Origin of the sequence: Pseudomonas sp. FH4 (assembly GCF_000510915.2) — a bacterium.
GTDB classification, from domain to species: domain Bacteria; phylum Pseudomonadota; class Gammaproteobacteria; order Pseudomonadales; family Pseudomonadaceae; genus Aquipseudomonas; species Aquipseudomonas brenneri.
Genome location: NZ_AOHN01000018.1, coordinates 121,588 through 138,245 on the forward strand (window position 1 = coordinate 121,588; position 16,658 = coordinate 138,245).

The 16,658-nt window shown below is 62.7% G+C and carries 15 protein-coding genes; 10 read left to right on the forward strand and 5 right to left on the reverse strand.

Features of this window, described 5'->3' with window-relative positions:
* Positions 1 to 105 precede the first annotated feature (105 nt).
* Genes H097_RS13280 through H097_RS13295 form a run of 4 tightly spaced genes read left to right on the forward strand, consistent with a single transcriptional unit; the run spans position 106 to position 3,819 of the window.
* On the forward strand, positions 106 to 612 hold the full coding sequence (locus H097_RS13280) for a sigma-70 family RNA polymerase sigma factor (RefSeq protein WP_032860311.1): 507 nt from the start codon (positions 106 to 108) through the stop codon (positions 610 to 612).
* The gene (locus tag H097_RS13285) at positions 609 to 1,355 is read left to right on the forward strand and encodes an anti-sigma factor (RefSeq protein ID WP_032860262.1); all 747 of its coding nucleotides are present in this window, start codon (positions 609 to 611) and stop codon (positions 1,353 to 1,355) included. Before H097_RS13280 ends, H097_RS13285 begins: the two co-directional genes overlap by 4 nt.
* A 12-nt stretch (positions 1,356 to 1,367) precedes the next feature.
* On the forward strand, positions 1,368 to 2,480 hold the full coding sequence (gene zapE / locus H097_RS13290; RefSeq protein ID WP_032860263.1) for a cell division protein ZapE: 1,113 nt from the start codon (positions 1,368 to 1,370) through the stop codon (positions 2,478 to 2,480).
* Positions 2,481 to 2,514: 34 nt separating this feature from the next.
* Positions 2,515 to 3,819: a protein kinase gene (locus H097_RS13295; RefSeq protein WP_032860312.1), complete on the forward strand. Its 1,305-nt coding sequence runs from the start codon at positions 2,515 to 2,517 to the stop codon at positions 3,817 to 3,819.
* Positions 3,820 to 3,933: 114 nt separating this feature from the next.
* Here H097_RS13295 and H097_RS13300 read toward each other — a convergent pair whose 3' ends face one another.
* Together H097_RS13300 and H097_RS13305 are read right to left on the reverse strand one after the other, a co-directional pair.
* Positions 3,934 to 4,641, reverse strand: a complete 708-nt coding sequence (locus tag H097_RS13300; protein WP_032860264.1) for a YebC/PmpR family DNA-binding transcriptional regulator — start codon at positions 4,639 to 4,641, stop codon at positions 3,934 to 3,936.
* Between the two features lie 118 nt (positions 4,642 to 4,759).
* Positions 4,760 to 6,085, reverse strand: a complete 1,326-nt coding sequence (locus H097_RS13305) for an MFS transporter (RefSeq protein WP_032860265.1) — start codon at positions 6,083 to 6,085, stop codon at positions 4,760 to 4,762.
* Between the two features lie 266 nt (positions 6,086 to 6,351).
* Here H097_RS13305 and H097_RS13310 point away from each other — a divergent pair, with 266 nt between their 5' ends.
* A complete protein-coding gene (locus H097_RS13310; RefSeq protein ID WP_032860266.1) occupies positions 6,352 to 7,227 on the forward strand; it encodes a LysR substrate-binding domain-containing protein in 876 nt (291 codons plus the stop codon).
* Positions 7,228 to 7,342: 115 nt separating this feature from the next.
* Here the strand turns inward: H097_RS13310 and H097_RS13315 are convergent, their stop codons facing one another.
* Positions 7,343 to 8,203, reverse strand: coding sequence for a LysR substrate-binding domain-containing protein (locus H097_RS13315; RefSeq protein WP_032860267.1), 861 nt, complete (start codon positions 8,201 to 8,203; stop codon positions 7,343 to 7,345).
* A 112-nt stretch (positions 8,204 to 8,315) separates the two neighbouring features.
* Here H097_RS13315 and H097_RS13320 point away from each other — a divergent pair, with 112 nt between their 5' ends.
* The 3 genes from H097_RS13320 to H097_RS13330 all read left to right on the forward strand — a co-directional run bounded on the left by H097_RS13320 (position 8,316) and on the right by H097_RS13330 (position 11,027).
* Positions 8,316 to 9,440, forward strand: coding sequence for a 2-aminoethylphosphonate--pyruvate transaminase (locus H097_RS13320; RefSeq protein ID WP_032860268.1), 1,125 nt, complete (start codon positions 8,316 to 8,318; stop codon positions 9,438 to 9,440).
* 99 nt (positions 9,441 to 9,539) lie between these two features.
* A complete protein-coding gene (gene phnX, locus H097_RS13325; RefSeq protein ID WP_032860269.1) occupies positions 9,540 to 10,367 on the forward strand; it encodes a phosphonoacetaldehyde hydrolase in 828 nt (275 codons plus the stop codon).
* A 114-nt stretch (positions 10,368 to 10,481) separates the two neighbouring features.
* Positions 10,482 to 11,027 carry a cytochrome b gene (locus H097_RS13330; protein ID WP_032860270.1) on the forward strand — a complete coding sequence of 182 codons (546 nt, stop codon included), beginning with the start codon at positions 10,482 to 10,484 and terminating at the stop codon, positions 11,025 to 11,027.
* On the opposite strand, the gene H097_RS13335 is transcribed toward H097_RS13330, so the two are convergent.
* Both H097_RS13335 and H097_RS13340 read right to left on the reverse strand, forming a co-directional pair.
* Entirely contained in the window at positions 11,024 to 11,914 is an 891-nt protein-coding gene (locus H097_RS13335; protein ID WP_032860271.1) for a pyridoxal-phosphate dependent enzyme, read from the reverse strand. The genes H097_RS13330 and H097_RS13335 overlap by 4 nt on opposite strands.
* Positions 11,915 to 11,971: 57 nt before the next feature.
* Entirely contained in the window at positions 11,972 to 14,011 is a 2,040-nt protein-coding gene (locus H097_RS13340; protein ID WP_032860272.1) for an NADPH-dependent 2,4-dienoyl-CoA reductase, read from the reverse strand.
* Between the two features lie 210 nt (positions 14,012 to 14,221).
* Here H097_RS13340 and H097_RS13345 point away from each other — a divergent pair, with 210 nt between their 5' ends.
* Together H097_RS13345 and H097_RS13350 are read left to right on the forward strand one after the other, a co-directional pair.
* The gene (locus tag H097_RS13345) at positions 14,222 to 15,352 is read left to right on the forward strand and encodes a carbon-nitrogen hydrolase family protein (RefSeq protein WP_032860273.1); all 1,131 of its coding nucleotides are present in this window, start codon (positions 14,222 to 14,224) and stop codon (positions 15,350 to 15,352) included.
* Positions 15,353 to 15,356: 4 nt separating this feature from the next.
* Positions 15,357 to 16,397 carry an AraC family transcriptional regulator gene (locus H097_RS13350; RefSeq protein ID WP_032860275.1) on the forward strand — a complete coding sequence of 347 codons (1,041 nt, stop codon included), beginning with the start codon at positions 15,357 to 15,359 and terminating at the stop codon, positions 16,395 to 16,397.
* The last annotated feature ends 261 nt before the right edge of the window (positions 16,398 to 16,658 follow it).

Here is a 16,658-nt window from a genome sequence, read left to right on the forward strand (position 1 = left end):
AACGATAAAGACCAAGGCCATCTGTAGCGTTTATTTTTCCTACAAATGGAACAACCTTTGCCGGTAGGCGTCTCCCTCAACACCGCCCACGACACGCAGGCCCCCATGCACGAACTCGACGAACAGTTGCGTGAACTCCTTCCCAGGCTGCGGCGCTTTGCCCTGTCCCTGACGCGCAACCCCAGCAGCGCCGATGATCTGGTGCAGGCCAGCCTGGAGCGCGCCATCGTCAGTTGGCGTGACAGGCGCGTCGACGGTGATTTACGCGCCTGGTTGTTCTCGATCCTCTACCGGCAGTTTCTCGACGCGCACCGGCGTTCGCGACGCTATGCACGGATGCTGGAGTTCTTTACCGGGCGCGATGACACGCAACCCTCGGTCGAACGCGAGGTGATCGCCCAATCGACCCTGCAAGCTTTCGACCAGTTGACCGGCGAGCAGCGCGCCCTGCTGCTGTGGGTCTCGGTGGAAGGCTTGAGCTACAAGGAAGTCGCCCATATCCTCGACGTGCCCATCGGCACCGTGATGTCACGCCTGTCCCGCGCCCGCCAGGCCTTGCGCCAGCTCAGCGACGGCGACATCAACCGCCCCTCCCTGCGGATACTCAAATGATCAGCCTGCCCCCCAACGAACGCGACCTGCACGCTTACGTCGACCACCAACTCTCGGAGGTGGAGCGACGCCAATTGGAGATCTGGCTCGCCGCCCACCCCGAGGTCGCGGCCCAGGTCCACGCCTGGCAACAGGATGCCCAGCACCTGCGCGCGGCCCTCGGCGCTGCGCCAGCGGCTAATCCGCAGTTGGATCCGGCACTGATTCGCCAGCGTCTCAAGCACCAGTCGCGCCGCCAACTGGCCACTGCCGCCATGCTGGTGCTCGCCGTCAGCCTGGGCGGCCTGGGTGGCTGGCAAGCACGGCAGGCAACCCTTGTGGCCACGGCACTGCCGATGACCGACGCCATGCAGGCCTATCGCCTGTTCGCCCAGGAGCGGATCATGCCCGCCGATTACCAGGTGCAAGGCAGCGGCGATATGCAAGCCTGGCTCGACCGTTACTTCACCCAGGCCCATCGCCTGCCAGACCTGAGCCAGGCCGGTTTCAACCCGGTCAGCGGGCGCCTGCTCACCACTGATCAAGGCGCAGCGGCGATGGTGCTCTACGAGAACCCGCAGGGCCGGCGCATCAGTTTCTACATTCGCCCGCCGGGCCCGCAGAACACCTTGCTGCCACCGGGCAGTCGCAATGCCGACGGGCTCCAGGCCCAGTACTGGTCCAGCCCCGGCTACAACTATGCGATGGTCAGCCAAGAGGACGAGCCGACCACCCCATTGCTCAAGCAGACCACAAGGTTCTAGGACACCAACGCCATGCCTTTTCGAGATAGCCGCCCCCGTCGCCTGCCCTTGTTCAAACGGCTGCTGGGCAAAACAACCACCACCGATAATGCCCCAGCCATTCAGCGGTTCTTTGAAGACAAGGCCCGGCAACAGGGCTACACCCTCAGCCCCAGCCAATGGCAGGTGATCGCGGCCATGACCCGGCAAACCGCGCACTTGCAGGCCCGGCGTCCGACCCGCAGCTTGTACCTGCACGGGGCCGTCGGCCGGGGCAAAAGCTGGTTGCTCGACGGGTTTTTCCAGGCCTTGCCGTGCCCGGACAAACAGCGGGTGCATTTCCACGACTTTTTCGCCCGCCTGCACCGAGGCATGTTTGCTCACCGCCAGCAGGCCGACGCCCTGGCCGCCACCCTGGATCAATTGCTCGACGGTTGCCGGGTGCTGTGTTTCGACGAATTCCATGTGCATGACATCGGCGATGCGATGTTGATCACCCGCCTGTTCAAGGCGTTGTTCCAACGGGGCATCCTGGTGCTGCTCACCTCCAATTACCCGCCACAGGGCTTGCTGCCCAACCCGCTGTATCACCAGCGCTTCAAGCCGGTGATCGACTTGATCGGCGCACGCATGGACGTCATGCAAGTCAGCGCGCCCCACGACTATCGAGGCTTGGCACAGAACCATCGGCAACAGCGCTTCACCCATGGCCTGTACGTTTGGCCCGGCACCCCGGCCCAACGCAGTGAGCGGGGGCTGCCCGACACCGATGGCCCACCCCTGGCCCTGGCAGTGGGAGCACGGCAACTGCAGGTCCGCTGGCATCAGGCGCGCACCCTGGGCGCCACCTTCAACGACCTGTGTGAACAACCCACTGCCGTGATGGATTACCTGCTGCTGTGCGAGGACTTCGACCACTGGATCATCGACGGCCTGCCCCGGCTGGACGACTGCCCGATTGCCGTGCAACAACGGTTTATCAACCTGATCGACGTGCTGTACGACCAGGACAAGCACCTGACACTGCTGGGCCAACAGCCACTGGACGATGCCCTGGAGGGCCAGGCGATCGACTTGGCGCGCACCCGCAGCCGCCTGGACCAGTTGCAACAAACCAGCTCGATCGCGCCCAAGCCGTTATCATGAGCGCCTTTGCCTTTGTCGAGTGACGCTGCTGTTCATGGATACCCTTGCCCAACTCAAGGCTGGCCAACTGGCTGGCATCAAGCGCCTGGACCTGTCCTGTGGCCTGACGCAGTTCCCTCGGGAAATCTTCGACCTGGCCGACTCCCTGGAAATCCTCAACCTCAGTGGCAATGCCCTGAGCAGCCTGCCCGACGATCTGCACCGCCTGCCCCACCTGCGCGTGCTGTTTTGCTCGGACAACGCCTTTACCGAACTGCCGGCGTGCCTGGGCCAATGCCCGCAATTGAGCATGGTTGGCTTCAAGGCCAACCAGATCGAGCATGTGCCCGCTGCCGCGCTGCCGCCGCAGCTGCGCTGGCTGATCCTTACCGACAACCACATCAGCCAGTTGCCGGACGAGCTCGGCGAGCGGCCGCGCTTGCAAAAACTCATGCTGGCCGGCAACCGCCTGGAGCAACTGCCGGCGAGCCTGGCCCAGTGCCATAACCTCGAACTGCTGCGCATCGCCTCCAACCGCCTGGCGCAATTGCCGCACTGGCTGCTGACGCTACCGCGCCTGACCTGGCTGGCCTATGCCGGCAACCCGGTGGAAATGGCGGTGGATGTGGCCAATGACGACGACACGCCGAATATTCCCTGGGCCGAACTGGCGCTGGCCGAAGTGCTGGGCGAAGGCGCCTCAGGTGTGATCCGCAAGGCACTCTGCAAACCTTCGAACGCGCCTGTCGCCGTCAAACTCTATAAGGGCACCATCACCAGCGACGGTTCGCCGCTGCACGAAATGCAGGCCTGTATTGCCGCCGGGCTGCACCCCAACCTGATCAGGGTGCAAGGCCGCGTGGTTGGCCACCCCGATGACCAGGCCGCACTGGTGATGGACCTGATCGAGCCGAGCTACCGCAACCTCGCCGGCCTGCCAAGCCTGGCGTCCTGCACCCGGGACATCTACGACCCCGCCACACGTTTCAGCGCCGAGGTGGCATTGCGCATAGCGCGGGGCATCGCCTCGGTGGCCGCCCACCTGCACCGGCACGGCATTACCCATGGCGACCTGTATGGCCACAATATCCTGTGCAATGCCGAGGGTGATTGCCTGCTCGGGGACTTTGGCGCGGCATCGTTCCACGCCACGGTAGACACCTTGCAAACCAGGGCGCTGCAACGCATTGAAGTGCGCGCGTTCGGGGTGTTGCTGGGGGAGTTGCTGGAGCGGATTGACGAAGGCTTGAGCGATGAACAGCGCCAAGTGCTGGAGGCGCTGCGTGACAGTTGCTGCCAACCGCAGGTGCTGGCACGACCGGCGTTCCAAGAGATCGAGACACTGCTGTCCTCACTCTGAAACGCCATGCAAATGTGGGAGCGGGCTTGCCCGCGATAGCGGTCGGTCAGTCACACCGCTATCGCGGGCAAGCCCGCTCCCACACTAGCCCGCGTCCACGATTACAGGCCGGTGTCAGCCCGCCAGGCCGACGAACATATCCTGCACGTCGTCATGGTTGTCCAGGCCTTCCAGGAAGGCTTCGACTTCAGCCATCTGCTCGTCGCTCAAACCAGTGACCGGGTTTTTCGAGATGTAGCCCAACTTGGCCGACAACACGGTGAAACCCTGCTCCGGCAAGGCTTTCTGTACCGCGTCCAGGTCAGTGGTCTCGGTGATGAACAGGGTCGAACCCTCTTCTTCGCCTTCTTCAAAGTCCTGGGCGCCGGCTTCGATGGCGGCCATTTCCGGATCGGCATCCGGAGTATCCGGCGAGGCCTCGATCAGCCCCACATGGTTGAAGTCCCAGGCCACGGAGCCCGAAGCCCCCAATTGCCCCTTGCGGAACGCCACGCGGATTTCCGCCACGGTACGGTTGATGTTGTCGGTCACGCATTCAACGATCAACGGCACCTGGTGCGGGGCGAACCCTTCATAGGTCACGCGATGGTACTGCACGGTTTCGCCCAGCAGGCCCGCGCCTTTCTTGATCGCACGTTCCAGGGTTTCCTTGGGCATCGAGGCTTTCTTGGCCTGCTCGACCACCAGACGCAGGTGGGCGTTGGTCGCGGTGTCTGCACCGTTGCGGGCGGCAATGGTGATCTCTTTCACCAGCTTGCCGAAGATCTTGCCCTTGGCATTGGATGCCGCTTCTTTATGTTTAACCTTCCACTGTGCGCCCATGACTCACTCTCTTGATATCCGTGGCGCCGAGACGTCTACTGGCCGGCGCTTTGGCGGCAGAGTTTATAGGGCAAAAACACTCTCTTCCACCAAAAAACCGGCCAGCGACGCAGGTGGCTCAGGTGCGCAGGGGTTTGATCGCCATGGCGCGATCCGGCACAAAGTCCCCGACTTGCGCCAATACCGCAGGCCGAGCGTTCCAGTAAGGCATCAACACCAGCGAAGAAAACAACGCGCAACCGGCAAATACGATAAACACCGTCACCGTGTCGAAGTAACCCGGCAGCAGGCCACCCAGGATCGCCCCCACCGAACCGCAGCCGTTGACGAAACCCGCCGCCGTGGCGCCAGCCTTGGCCGTGCCGAAATCGATCGCGGCGGTGCTGCTGATCATCGAGTCCGGCCCGTACAGGGTCAGGCCCATGACAAACAGCAAGGCCATCACCAGCAACACACTGCCGGTGTGCAACGCGCCCATGAACAACGCCAGTGACACCGTCAGCGCCAGCAGGCTGAGGACACAGGCCGGCATGCGCCGCGCACCGAACAGCTTGTCGGACGCCAGGCCAATCATGATCGGCCCCAGCAGCCCCGCCAGCTCGAACGCGGTGGGCACAATGGCTGCGCCGACCTTGCCCACCGACGGCATCTGCTCGTAGACAATTACCGGGCCCCACAACAGGATCGCGTAACGCGCCGGCTTCAACAGGAAATACGCCAGGCCCAGGGTCAGTACCGTGCGGTTGCGCAAGATCTCGCGCAACGGTTCAAGAATGCTGATCTTCCTGGCTGCTGCCGCCTCTTCTGCACTCAAGGCGGGCTCCGGCTCCACGGCGGGCAAACCGACATCCTGCGGGGTGTTGCGCTGGAAGATGAAGAACAGCACCGCAACCACTGCCACCACCGCCGCGCTGGAAATAAACGCTGCGTGCCAGCTACCGATCAGGGTATAGGCCCACCACCCGGCAAACGGTGACGCCACCAGGCCGCCAAAGGCATAGCAGGAACTCCACAGCCCCAGCACCCGCCCACGCTGCTGCGCCGGGAAGAAACTGCCAAGGTTCTTGCACAGGCCCGACCAGCCGGTGGACTGCGCCAGCCCCTGGATCAGCATGCAACTGATAAAGATCGGCAACGTGGCAAAGGTGCCCATCACCAACGCGGCCAACGCGGAAATCACCAGGCCACCGAGCACTACCACCCGTGGCCCGAAACGGTCGGCCAGCATGCCCCAGGTGAACTGGCCGACGGCGTACGCCGCCAGGTACAGGCCATCGAGGTTGGCCATCATCATCTTGTCCAGCGGGAAGTTCGGGTCGTCGACAATGCCGAGCTTGGCCACGGAAAACGCTTTGCGGGTGAAATAGAAGGCGGCATAAGCCAGCCAGGTGATGGCGAAAATCTGCACGCGCCAACGCTTGATGCTACCCATAGGGATATTCATGGTGGTTCTGACCTCAGGTGTGAGTGTGCCGGCAGAATCGAGAAGCAATTGCCTGTGTTTTTATTGTTTTGCACTGCAGTACCGGGTCGCAGGGCGCCAGGTACTGGTCAGATGAGTCCTGCAAGGTTGCACGCAACGACCCATGATCGCCGAAGTTGTAGGACTCAACCTACGGCGACTGAGGGCTATCAAAGCAATGGCTGACTAATAGGTAAAATCGATTTATCGTATTTCAAATATAAGCTCAGCTTGTAAGAGGTCGTGCCATGTCGGTTTCCCACGCGCAACTCAAAGCCTTCCATGCCGTTGCCGTCCACGGCAGCTTTACCCTGGCAGCCGAGCGGCTGTTCCTCACCCAGCCGGCCATTTCCGACCAGGTGCGCAAGCTCGAAGAGCGCTTCGGTGTGCTGTTGTTCCATCGTAACAAACGCTCCGTGCGCCTGACCGACCTGGGCGAGCGCCTGCTGAGTATCACCCAGCGCCTGTTTGTGATCGCCGCCGAGGCCGAGGAACTGCTGCAAGACTCCAAGGCCTTGCAGACCGGCAGCCTGACCCTGGCCGTGGATGCGCCGGTGCATGTACTGCCGCAGATCGCGCAGTTTTGCGAACGTTATCCGGGAATCACGGTAAAGATCGAGACCGGCAACACCGATGATGCGCTGTATCGCCTGTACAACTATCAGGCTGACCTGGCGCTGGTGGGGCGCGACGTTGACGATGAGCGCCTGCTCTCGATCCCGCTGCGCGATGACCCGATGCTGGCCTTTGTTGCACGCAACCACCCGTGGGCCGGGCGTGAATTCATCGACCTGGCGGACCTCGACGACACACCTCTGGTCCTGCGGGAAACCGGCTCGGTAACCCGTCAGACCCTGGAGCGGGAGATGCACCAGGCCGGGCTGCGGATTCGCCCGGCGATCCAGGTAGAAGGCCGCGAGGCCGCCCGTGAAGCGGTGGTGGTGGGGATTGGCGTGGGCGTGGTCTCGGCGTCGGAATTCGGTGCGGACTCACGGGTGTATGCCATGCCGATTCGCGATTGCACCCAGCGCATGAAGGAAACGCTGGTGTGCCTCAAAGAACAGAGCTCGCGACGGGTGGTGGCGACCTTTCTGGAGATTGTCCGCGAGAGCCTCGATACCTGAGCGAACGCAATACTCAAAGCAGCAAAGATCAAATGTGGGCGAGCAAGCCCGCTCCCACAGGGGATCTGCGCTTAATTGATGGCCCCCCCTCGCCACAGAGTCTGATCAACACCCATCAACTGGAGGCCAGTTCGAAAAACGCCTGAATCAAGCGCAACTCCCGGCGCCGCTCCATGCAGCCGAGCATATGCTGGTTCAGCAAGCCCTCGCCCTGGATAGGAATCGCGTGCACCCGCGGGTCACGGCTGACTTCTACCGACGACACCACGCCCACCCCCAACTCGGCGGCCACCGCTTCCGTCACCGCCTCACGGCTGTCCAGTTCCAGCAGCACCCGGGGATTGACGCCAGCCTCGGCACAGGCGTCGTCGAAAGTCCGGCGCGTAATGGAACTGGGCTCACGCAGCACCATGATCACCTGGTCCAGTTGCTCCAGGCGGATACCGGCCGGGTCTGCCAGCCATAGGTGGCCGGCGGGCACCAGCGCGCAGATCCGTGACTCGCTCAACGGCTGCAAATGCAAACCCTTGCGCGGTTCAACCTCAGTCAACACCGCCACATCCGCATGCTCGGACAGCAGCGCGGCCAGGGTTTCCTGGGCATTGCCCAAACGCAGGTTGACGGTAATCCCCGGGTAGCGCGCACGCAGGCGCGCCAGCATCGGCATGACCATGTGTGGCCCATCCGCCGCCACTTCCAGGCGCCCAGTCAGCAGTTGCCGGTTGGCTTCAAGCAGCGTCTGCGCTTCATCCACCTGGCCGAAGATACTGCGGGTGATGGCCGCGAGCTTTATCCCCTCTTCCGTCAACTCGACCCGCCGCGCGGTACGCCGCAGCAGAGTGATCTGGTAGTGCTCTTCCAGCGCCTTGATATGCCCGGTCACGGCGGGCTGGCTGATAAACAGGCGCGCGGCGGCCCGGGTAAAACTGCCGTCCCGGGCCACGGCGTCAAACGCACGGAGTTGGAAAAGATTCATAGCTATCGGCCTCACTGATGGCTGGCATAACAACAAACAATTTGATTGATGACAAGCCAAACTGCAATTTATGTCCCGTAGCTTCATCCCACTGCTTTGCGAGGACATGAGAATGAGTACTGCCGCGCCGATCCTGCTCACACCTGGGCCCCTGACCACGTCCGCCCGCACCCGCCAGGCGATGATGGTTGACTGGGGTTCGTGGGATGACCGCTTCAACCAACTGACCGCCAGCCTCTGCGAGCAACTGCTGGCGATCATCAACGGTGGCGACAGCCATCACTGCGTGCCCTTGCAGGGCAGCGGCACCTTTGCCGTCGAAGCCGCGATCGGCACCCTGGTGCCACGGGATGGCAAGGTGCTGGTGCTGATCAACGGTGCCTACGGCAAGCGCCTGGCGAAGATCTGCGAAGTGCTCGGCCGCCCGTTCAGCACCTTCGAAACCGCTGAAGACCAGCCCACCACCGCCGCTGATGTGGATCGGCTGTTGCAGGCTGACAGCAGCATCACCCATGTCGCGCTGATCCACTGCGAAACCAGCACCGGTATTCTCAACCCGCTGCCGGAGATCGCCCAGGTCATCCAGCGCCACGGCAAGCGCCTGATCATCGACGCCATGAGTTCCTTTGGCGCGCTGCCCATCGACGCCGCCCAAGTGCCGTTTGACGCCCTGATCGCCGCCTCCGGCAAATGCCTGGAAGGCGTACCGGGCATGGGTTTTGTCTTTGCCAAAAAAGACGCACTGGCCGCCGCCCAGGGCAACTGCCATTCCCTGGCCATGGATCTGTTCGACCAGCACGCCTACATGGCCAAGACCGGCCAATGGCGCTTTACCCCGCCGACCCACGTGGTGGCGGCGCTGCATGAAGCACTCCTGCAATACAACGAAGAAGGCGGTTTGCCGGCCCGCCACCAGCGCTATGCAGACAATTGCCAGACGCTGCTGGATGGCATGGCCGAACTGGGCCTGCGCAGCTTCCTGCCCGCCGCGATCCAGGCGCCGATCATCGTTACGTTCCACGCGCCGAACGATCCGCGCTACCAGTTCAAGGACTTCTACGAGCGGGTCAAGGCCAAGGGGTTCATTTTGTATCCGGGCAAATTGACCCAGGTCGAAACCTTCCGCGTCGGCTGCATCGGTCACGTCAACCAGGCCGAGATGCAAGCAGCGGTGGCGGCGATTGCCCAGGCGCTGCAAGAGATGTGTGGGAGCGAGCTTGCTCGCGAAGTGGGTTAACGATAACGCGGGCGGCCTGCTTCACAGCGGCGCCCTCAGGTTTTTCGCGAGCAAGCTCGCTCCTACAAAAAACGCCACATTAGCCATAGGATTTGCACCATGAACTATCAGAACCCCAACACCCTGCAAGCCGCCATCCTTGACTGGGCCGGCACCGTGGTCGACTTCGGCTCGTTCGCCCCCACGCAGATTTTTGTCGAGGCCTTCGCCGAATTCGACGTGCAGGTGTCCATCGAAGAAGCCCGTGGCCCGATGGGCATGGGCAAGTGGGACCACATCCGCACCCTGTGTGATCAGCCGCAAGTGGCCGAGCGCTATCGCAAGGCCTTCGGCCGCACGCCGACCGACGCTGACGTGACCGCCATCTACGAGCGCTTCATGCCGCTGCAGATCGAGAAGATCGCCGAACACTCGGCGCTGATTCCCGGTGCCCTGGAGACCATCGCCGCACTGCGTGCGCAAGGGATCAAGATTGGCTCCTGCTCCGGCTACCCCAAGCAAGTGATGGACAAGGTGGTCGAACTGGCCGCCACCAACGGCTATATCGCCGACCACGTGGTGGCCACCGACGAAGTGCCCAATGGCCGCCCTTGGCCGGCCCAGGCCCTGGCCAACGTGATTGCCCTGGGTATCGATGACGTGGCCGCCTGCGTGAAGATCGACGACACCGTGCCGGGCATCCTCGAAGGCCGCCGCGCCGGGATGTGGACCGTGGCGCTGACCTGCTCGGGCAACGCCCTGGGCCTGACCTACGAGCAGTTCCGTGCCCTCGACCCTGCAACGCTGGCCAGCGAACGCAAGCGTATCGAAACGCTGTTTGCCGGCTCGCGCCCGCACTACCTGATCGACACCATCACCGACCTGCCCGGCGTGATCGCCGACATCAATCAGCGCCTGGCCCGCGGTGAAATGCCGCAAGGCATCTGATAGAGGTCAATACATCGCCCCTCACTCGGGCAAACCTTGCATAACAGGGTTAGGCTGAAGGGACTTCGTCGCCAAAGAACGGAGGTTTGCCCCTGATGAGTGAGGAAAGACGCGATGCCGTGGAAAAACAGTGAGTCCCGTTACAGTACGATGTCCATCGCCCTGCACTGGCTGATGCTGGTGCTGCTGGTCGCGGTCTACGCCACCATTGAATTTCGCGGGATTTTCCCCAAAGGCAGTGGCGGACGCACGTTAATCAAGGAACTGCACTTCATGTTCGGCCTGACCGTGTTCGTACTGGTCTGGCTGCGCCTGTTTGCCCGCAGCCTTGGCGTGGCGCCGAAGATTTTGCCGGCACCGCCGCAATGGCAAACCTTGCTGGCGACCCTGATGCACGTGGCGTTGTATGTGTTCATGATCGGCATGCCGATCTTCGGCTGGCTGATCGTCAGTGCCGAAGGGCATTCGGTGTGGTTCTACGGGCTTGAGTTGCCACCGTTGATCGGCGAGAACAAAGACCTGGCCAAGCAGATCGAAGGCTGGCACGTGCTGGGCGGCACCATCGGTTACTGGTTGATCGGCCTGCACGCAGCTGCTGGCCTGTATCACCACTACTTCATGCGCGATAACACCGTGTTGCGCATGTTGCCCAAGCGTTAGTCCGCAAAACCCCGGCGGCCTTGCAGGCCGCCGGTGTGCACAAAGATCAAGCGAGTGCCGGGGGCAAAGCGCCCAGCCTCGATCTGCTGCTTGAGCGCCAGCAGTGCCTTGCCGGTGTACAGCGGTTCCAGCAGCATGCCGCTGGCCTGTTCGGCAGTGGCGATAAACTCAAGCAATGGCTGATCGACCTTGGCAAAGCCGCCACGGCTGGCATCCAGCAGTTCATACCCGCCCTGCACGATGGCCTGCACGTTCTGCGCGACGCCATGGTCATCCGGCACCGCCAGTGCCCCATACACAGGGTGGGCACCCGCCTCCGCCAGCACCAACCCAGCCAGTGTGGTGCCCGTGCCAGCCGCCAACCACCATGCGTCGTAATCGGCCCAACCCAAGGTGTGCAACTGTCGTCGGGCCTGCTCGACCAACACTCCGCAGCCCAGCGCCCCAGCCAATGCGCCGCCGCCTTCAGGCACGGGATGCAGACGCGGGTAGCGCTCGCACCAAGGCAACCAAAAGTCCGGTGCATGGCGCGCGCGGTAGCCGCCGTAACCCAGCCAGTGCAGTTGCATGCCCAAAGCTTGCAGATCGAGGACCGTCGGAGTGTCTTGGGGATGCCCGCGCAACAGGCCGACAGTGGCAAAACCGAAGCGTTTGCCGGCTGCCGCCAGGGCGTGCAAGTGATTGGAGTAGGCCCCGCCCAGGCTGATGATGCCCGTGGCGCCAGCCTGTTGCGCCTGGGCCAGGTGCTCGGTGAGCTTGAACCACTTGTTGCCGCTGATCAGCGGGTCGATGCGGTCCAGGCGCAGCACGGCCACCTCGACCCCGTTCAGCCAATCCAGCTGCAAGGGTTCAAGGGGAGCCTGGGGAAGCCAATCGAAAGGACCCATCAGGGCATGTCTGCATGAAAAAAGGGGCGGTAGTCTAACACCGCCCCTTCCCGGGTCTTACAGCTCGGCGGCGAGACGCGAGCCCTGGTTGATGGCGCGCTTGGCGTCCAGCTCGGCGGCCACATCGGCACCGCCGATCAGGTGCACGTTCTGGCCTGCGGCGACCAGGCCGTCCTGCAGTTCGCGCAGCGGGTCTTGGCCGGCGCAGATGACGATGTTGTCCACCGCCAGCACCTGGGGTTCGCCCTCGGCGCCGATACGGACATGCAGGCCCTGATCGTCGATCTTCAGGTACTCGACGCTATTGAGCATCTGCACCTGCTTGTTCTTCAGGCCCGTGCGGTGGATCCAGCCAGTGGTCTTGCCCAGGCCATCGCCGACCTTGGAAGCCTTGCGCTGCAACAGGAATACTTCACGGGCCGGGGCATGGGGCTGGGGCTTGATGCCGGCCACACCGCCGCGTGCTTCAAGGTGGGTGTCGATGCCCCACTCTTTCCAGAACGCTTCGCGGTCCAGGCTGGTGGACAGGCCCTGATGCACGAGGAACTCCGAAACATCAAAGCCGATACCGCCGGCACCGATCACCGCCACGCGCTGGCCGACCGGTTTGCGCTGCAGGAGCACGTCCAGGTAACTGAGCACCTTGGCGTTTTCCACGCCGGGGATTGCCGGGGTACGGGGCGCGATACCCGTGGCGAGAATGATCTCGTCGTAACCGCCGGCCGCCAGTTGCGCCACATCTACCCGGGTGTTGAGGCACAGTTCGACATGGGTGGTCTGCAACTTGCGCTTGAAGTAACGCAGGGTTTCGAAAAACTCTTCCTTGCCCGGCACGCGCTTGGCCACGTTGAACTGGCCGCCGATCTCGCTGGCCGAATCAAACAGCGTCACTTGATGGCCACGCTCGGCGGCGACCGTAGCGGCTGCCAGACCGGCAGGGCCGGCACCCACCACGGCGATCTTCTTGACCTGGGTGACCGGCACATAGTTGAGCTCGGTCTCGTAGCAGGCGCGCGGGTTGACCAGGCAGGTGGTCAATTTGCCACCGAAGGTGTGGTCCAGGCAGGCCTGGTTGCAGCCGATGCAGGTGTTGATTTCGTCGGCACGGCCAGCGGCGGCCTTGTTGACGAACTCCGGGTCGGCGAGGAAAGGACGGGCCATGGACACCATGTCGGCATCGCCCTCGGCGAGGATCTGCTCGGCCACTTCCGGGGTGTTGATACGGTTGGTGGTGATCAACGGGATCTGCACCGCGCCACGCAGCTTGGCCGTGACTTTGCTGAATGCTCCGCGCGGTACTTTGGTGGCGATGGTCGGAATACGCGCTTCATGCCAGCCGATGCCGGTGTTGATAATCGTCGCGCCCGCCTGCTCGATGGCCTTGGCCAGTTGCACGATTTCTTCCCAGGTGCTGCCGCCTTCCACCAGGTCGAGCATCGACAGGCGGAAGATAATGATGAAGTTCGGCCCCACGGCTTCGCGCACCCGACGCACGATTTCCACCGGCAGGCGCATGCGGTTTTCGTAGGCTCCGCCCCAGCGATCGGTACGATGGTTGGTGTGGGCGGCGAGGAACTGGTTAATGAAATAACCTTCCGAGCCCATGATTTCCACACCGTCGTACTCGGCGACCTGGGCCAGTACCGAGCACGTCACAAAGTCGCTGATCTGCTTTTCGATGCCTTCCTCGTCCAGCTCCTTGGGCTTGAACGGGTTGATCGGCGCCTGGATCGCGCTTGGCGCGACTTGTTTGGGGCTGTAGGCATAACGCCCGGCATGGAGGATCTGCATGCAAATCTTGCCACCCGCCTCGTGCACCGCCTGGGTGACGATCTTGTGCTTGAGCGCCTCGGCTTCGGTGGTAAGCTTGGCGGCCCCGGAATACACCCCGCCCTCATCGTTCGGGCCAATGCCGCCGGTGACCATCAGGCCCACACCGCCACGGGCACGCTCGGCGAAATAAGCAGCCATGCGTTCGAAGCCGCCGGGCTTTTCTTCAAGGCCGGTGTGCATCGAACCCATCAAGGTGCGATTGCGCAAGGTAGTAAAACCCAGGTCCAACGGGGCCAGCAGGTGCGGGTAGGCAGCAGCGGTCATGGTACAGCTCCACAACGGATCATCACGGGACGTGGCAGGCTCGAATGGCAGGCCATCGGTTTATGACCCACAGACTAAGAGCCATACCCTTGGCGCTCAATGACTGAAACTGACAAGTTATTGATCCAAATGTGCAGCGCCCCTTGGCAAGCGTGACAACGCGCCCTACCCTAGAGGCGAACCCTGCACACGGCCTGTTGTCTGTTCTCCATGCGTAAATTACTTGCCTTGACCCTCACCATGGCCCTGGTCGCCGCCGTTTCCGCCTATCTGGTCTGGACCCAGGAGCGCCCCGTGGGGCATTACCTGTCGGACCTGCGGATCAACCTGGCCGTCAACCAGGGTACGCCCGCCGATCACGGCAACCTGCTGGGCATCCAGCCAGAACTGTTCCCCGCTGACTACCAGAGCCTGGAGCGCTTGCACCTCAAGCTCTCGGCGTACCTGCGCAACGCCCGGGACATGGGCCTGCTCAACGACAAAACCATCGTGGTCCTGCCGGAACATGTCGGCACCTGGTTGATGGTCAGTGGCGAAAAAAACGAGCTGTACCAAGCCACCAGCCTTAAAGAGGCGATGAACTGGCTATCAGCAAGCAACCCATTGCTGTTCCTGCGCGCACTGATCAGTGCCCAGGGCGACAACCGCCTGGACGACGCCTACCTGCGCATGAAGGCCCCGGCCATGGCCCGCGATTACCAGGTGCTGTTTGGCGGCCTGGCCAAGGAGTTCGGGGTGACGCTGGTGGCCGGCTCCATCGCCCTGCCCAACCCGAGCGTCAGCCAGGGCCAATTGCAGGTTGGCCATGGTGCGCTGTACAACACCAGCCTGGTATTCGACCGCGATGGCCTGCCCCTGGGCCAGCCCCAACGCCAGCTCTACCCGATCTTTGATGAGCGCGGCTTTATCGCGCCGGGTGACGAAGGCGTGGTCAATGTCATCGACACCCCGGCCGGGCGCCTGGGCATCCTGATCGGCAGCGACAGCTGGTACCCGGACAACTACCGCAAGCTCAACGAACAAGGCGCGCAATTGGTCGCGGTGCCGGCGTTGGTGATTGGCCGGGATACCTGGGACAAGCCGTGGCGCGGTTTCAAGAGCGTATCCACGCCACCGGAAGTCAGCCTCAAGCCCGAAGAACTCAGCGAAGGCCAAGCCTGGCATCGCCTGAGCCTGATCAGCCAGGCGCCGATCAGCCTGGCCGGCGCGGGCATCAGCGTGTTCATGCGCGGCCAATTCTGGGACCAGGGCACCAGCGGCCAGAGCTTTCTCAGCGCCCAGGGCCAGGTCTTCGCCGATGGCAACGCGCGTGGTGCGCGCTTGCTGAACGTGTGGCTATAAGCCCATGAAACCGGCACCGATGCGCCTCGGGGATTTATCGGTGGGCATCGTGCATACCGTAGCCGATGCCATCCTCAGCCATGGCCTGGACCCGCAGCCGCTGCTGTTGCAATACGGCCTCGACCCGGCACGCCTGAGCGAACCCGGTGCGCGCCTGTCGATCCCCCGCTACATGCGCCTGGGCCATGCGGCCATCCAGTTGACCAACGATCCCGGCCTGGGCCTGCGCATGGGCCAATTCAGTCGCATGAATCAGCTCGGCCTGGCCGGTGTCACCGCCGCCCAGGCCCCCACCGTGCGCGAAGCCGCGCGCACCCTGACGCGCTTCGAGGCGCTGTACGGTGCCAATTACCGTGGCCAATCCAGCTTTCATGAGGACGCCCAAGGCGCCTGGTTGCGCTTCTATTCCATCAGCCCGTACAACGCTTATAACCGCTTCGTGGTGGATTCGATTCTCGCCGGCTGGCTGCATCAGATGGCGACCTTGTGCCAGCAGCCGGTGATGGCCGAGCGGATCGAAATCGAATTCGCCGCGCCAGACTACAGCACCAACTACAACGTGCTGGGCGATTGCCCGGTGCAGTTCGGCGCAGAACTCAATCAACTGCGCCTGAGCCAGCACAGCCTGGGCTTGCGCAACCCGCAGCACTGCCCGAGCACCTGGCACTTGTTGTTGCAACTGTGTGAAAGGGAATTGGAACAACTGACGCGCACCCGCAGCCTGCGCGAGCGCATCACCCGCTTGCTGGGGCCGATGCTCAATGGCGGCCGGGAACCCGACCTGGAAGAAGTGGCCGCGCGCCTGAAGCTGCCAACCTGGACCTTACGGCGCAAACTGGCCGAGGAAGGCACACAGTTTCGCGCGATTCTCAACGACACCCGCCGCGACCTGGCCATGACCTACATTCGCGATACGGAACTGGCGTTTGGGGAAATTGCCTATTTGCTCGGTTTTGCCTCAGCGGAAGCTTTTCAACGGGCCTTCAAGCGCTGGAACAGCCAGACCCCAGGGGAATTTCGCCGCAGTCAGCGGCATTCCGCCTGACGTCTGTCCTACAGCTCGGTGGCATCGTCGGCCGGATCCAGGGGATCGAGTTCGAATGCCTGATACTCCAACAGCTCTTCTTGATAATCGTCCATCGTCGACTCCTTGTGTAATCAAAGCAGGTGGCTTAAGTGACCCACATCACCAGCCTAAAGTGCCGTCGTGACGAAAAAAAGACAGGGTCATGACGTTCCTGAGCTTGAAGATTAAACGTAGCAGCCAGGCACGGATTTAAACAGGCAAAGTAAATGCAAATGCAAT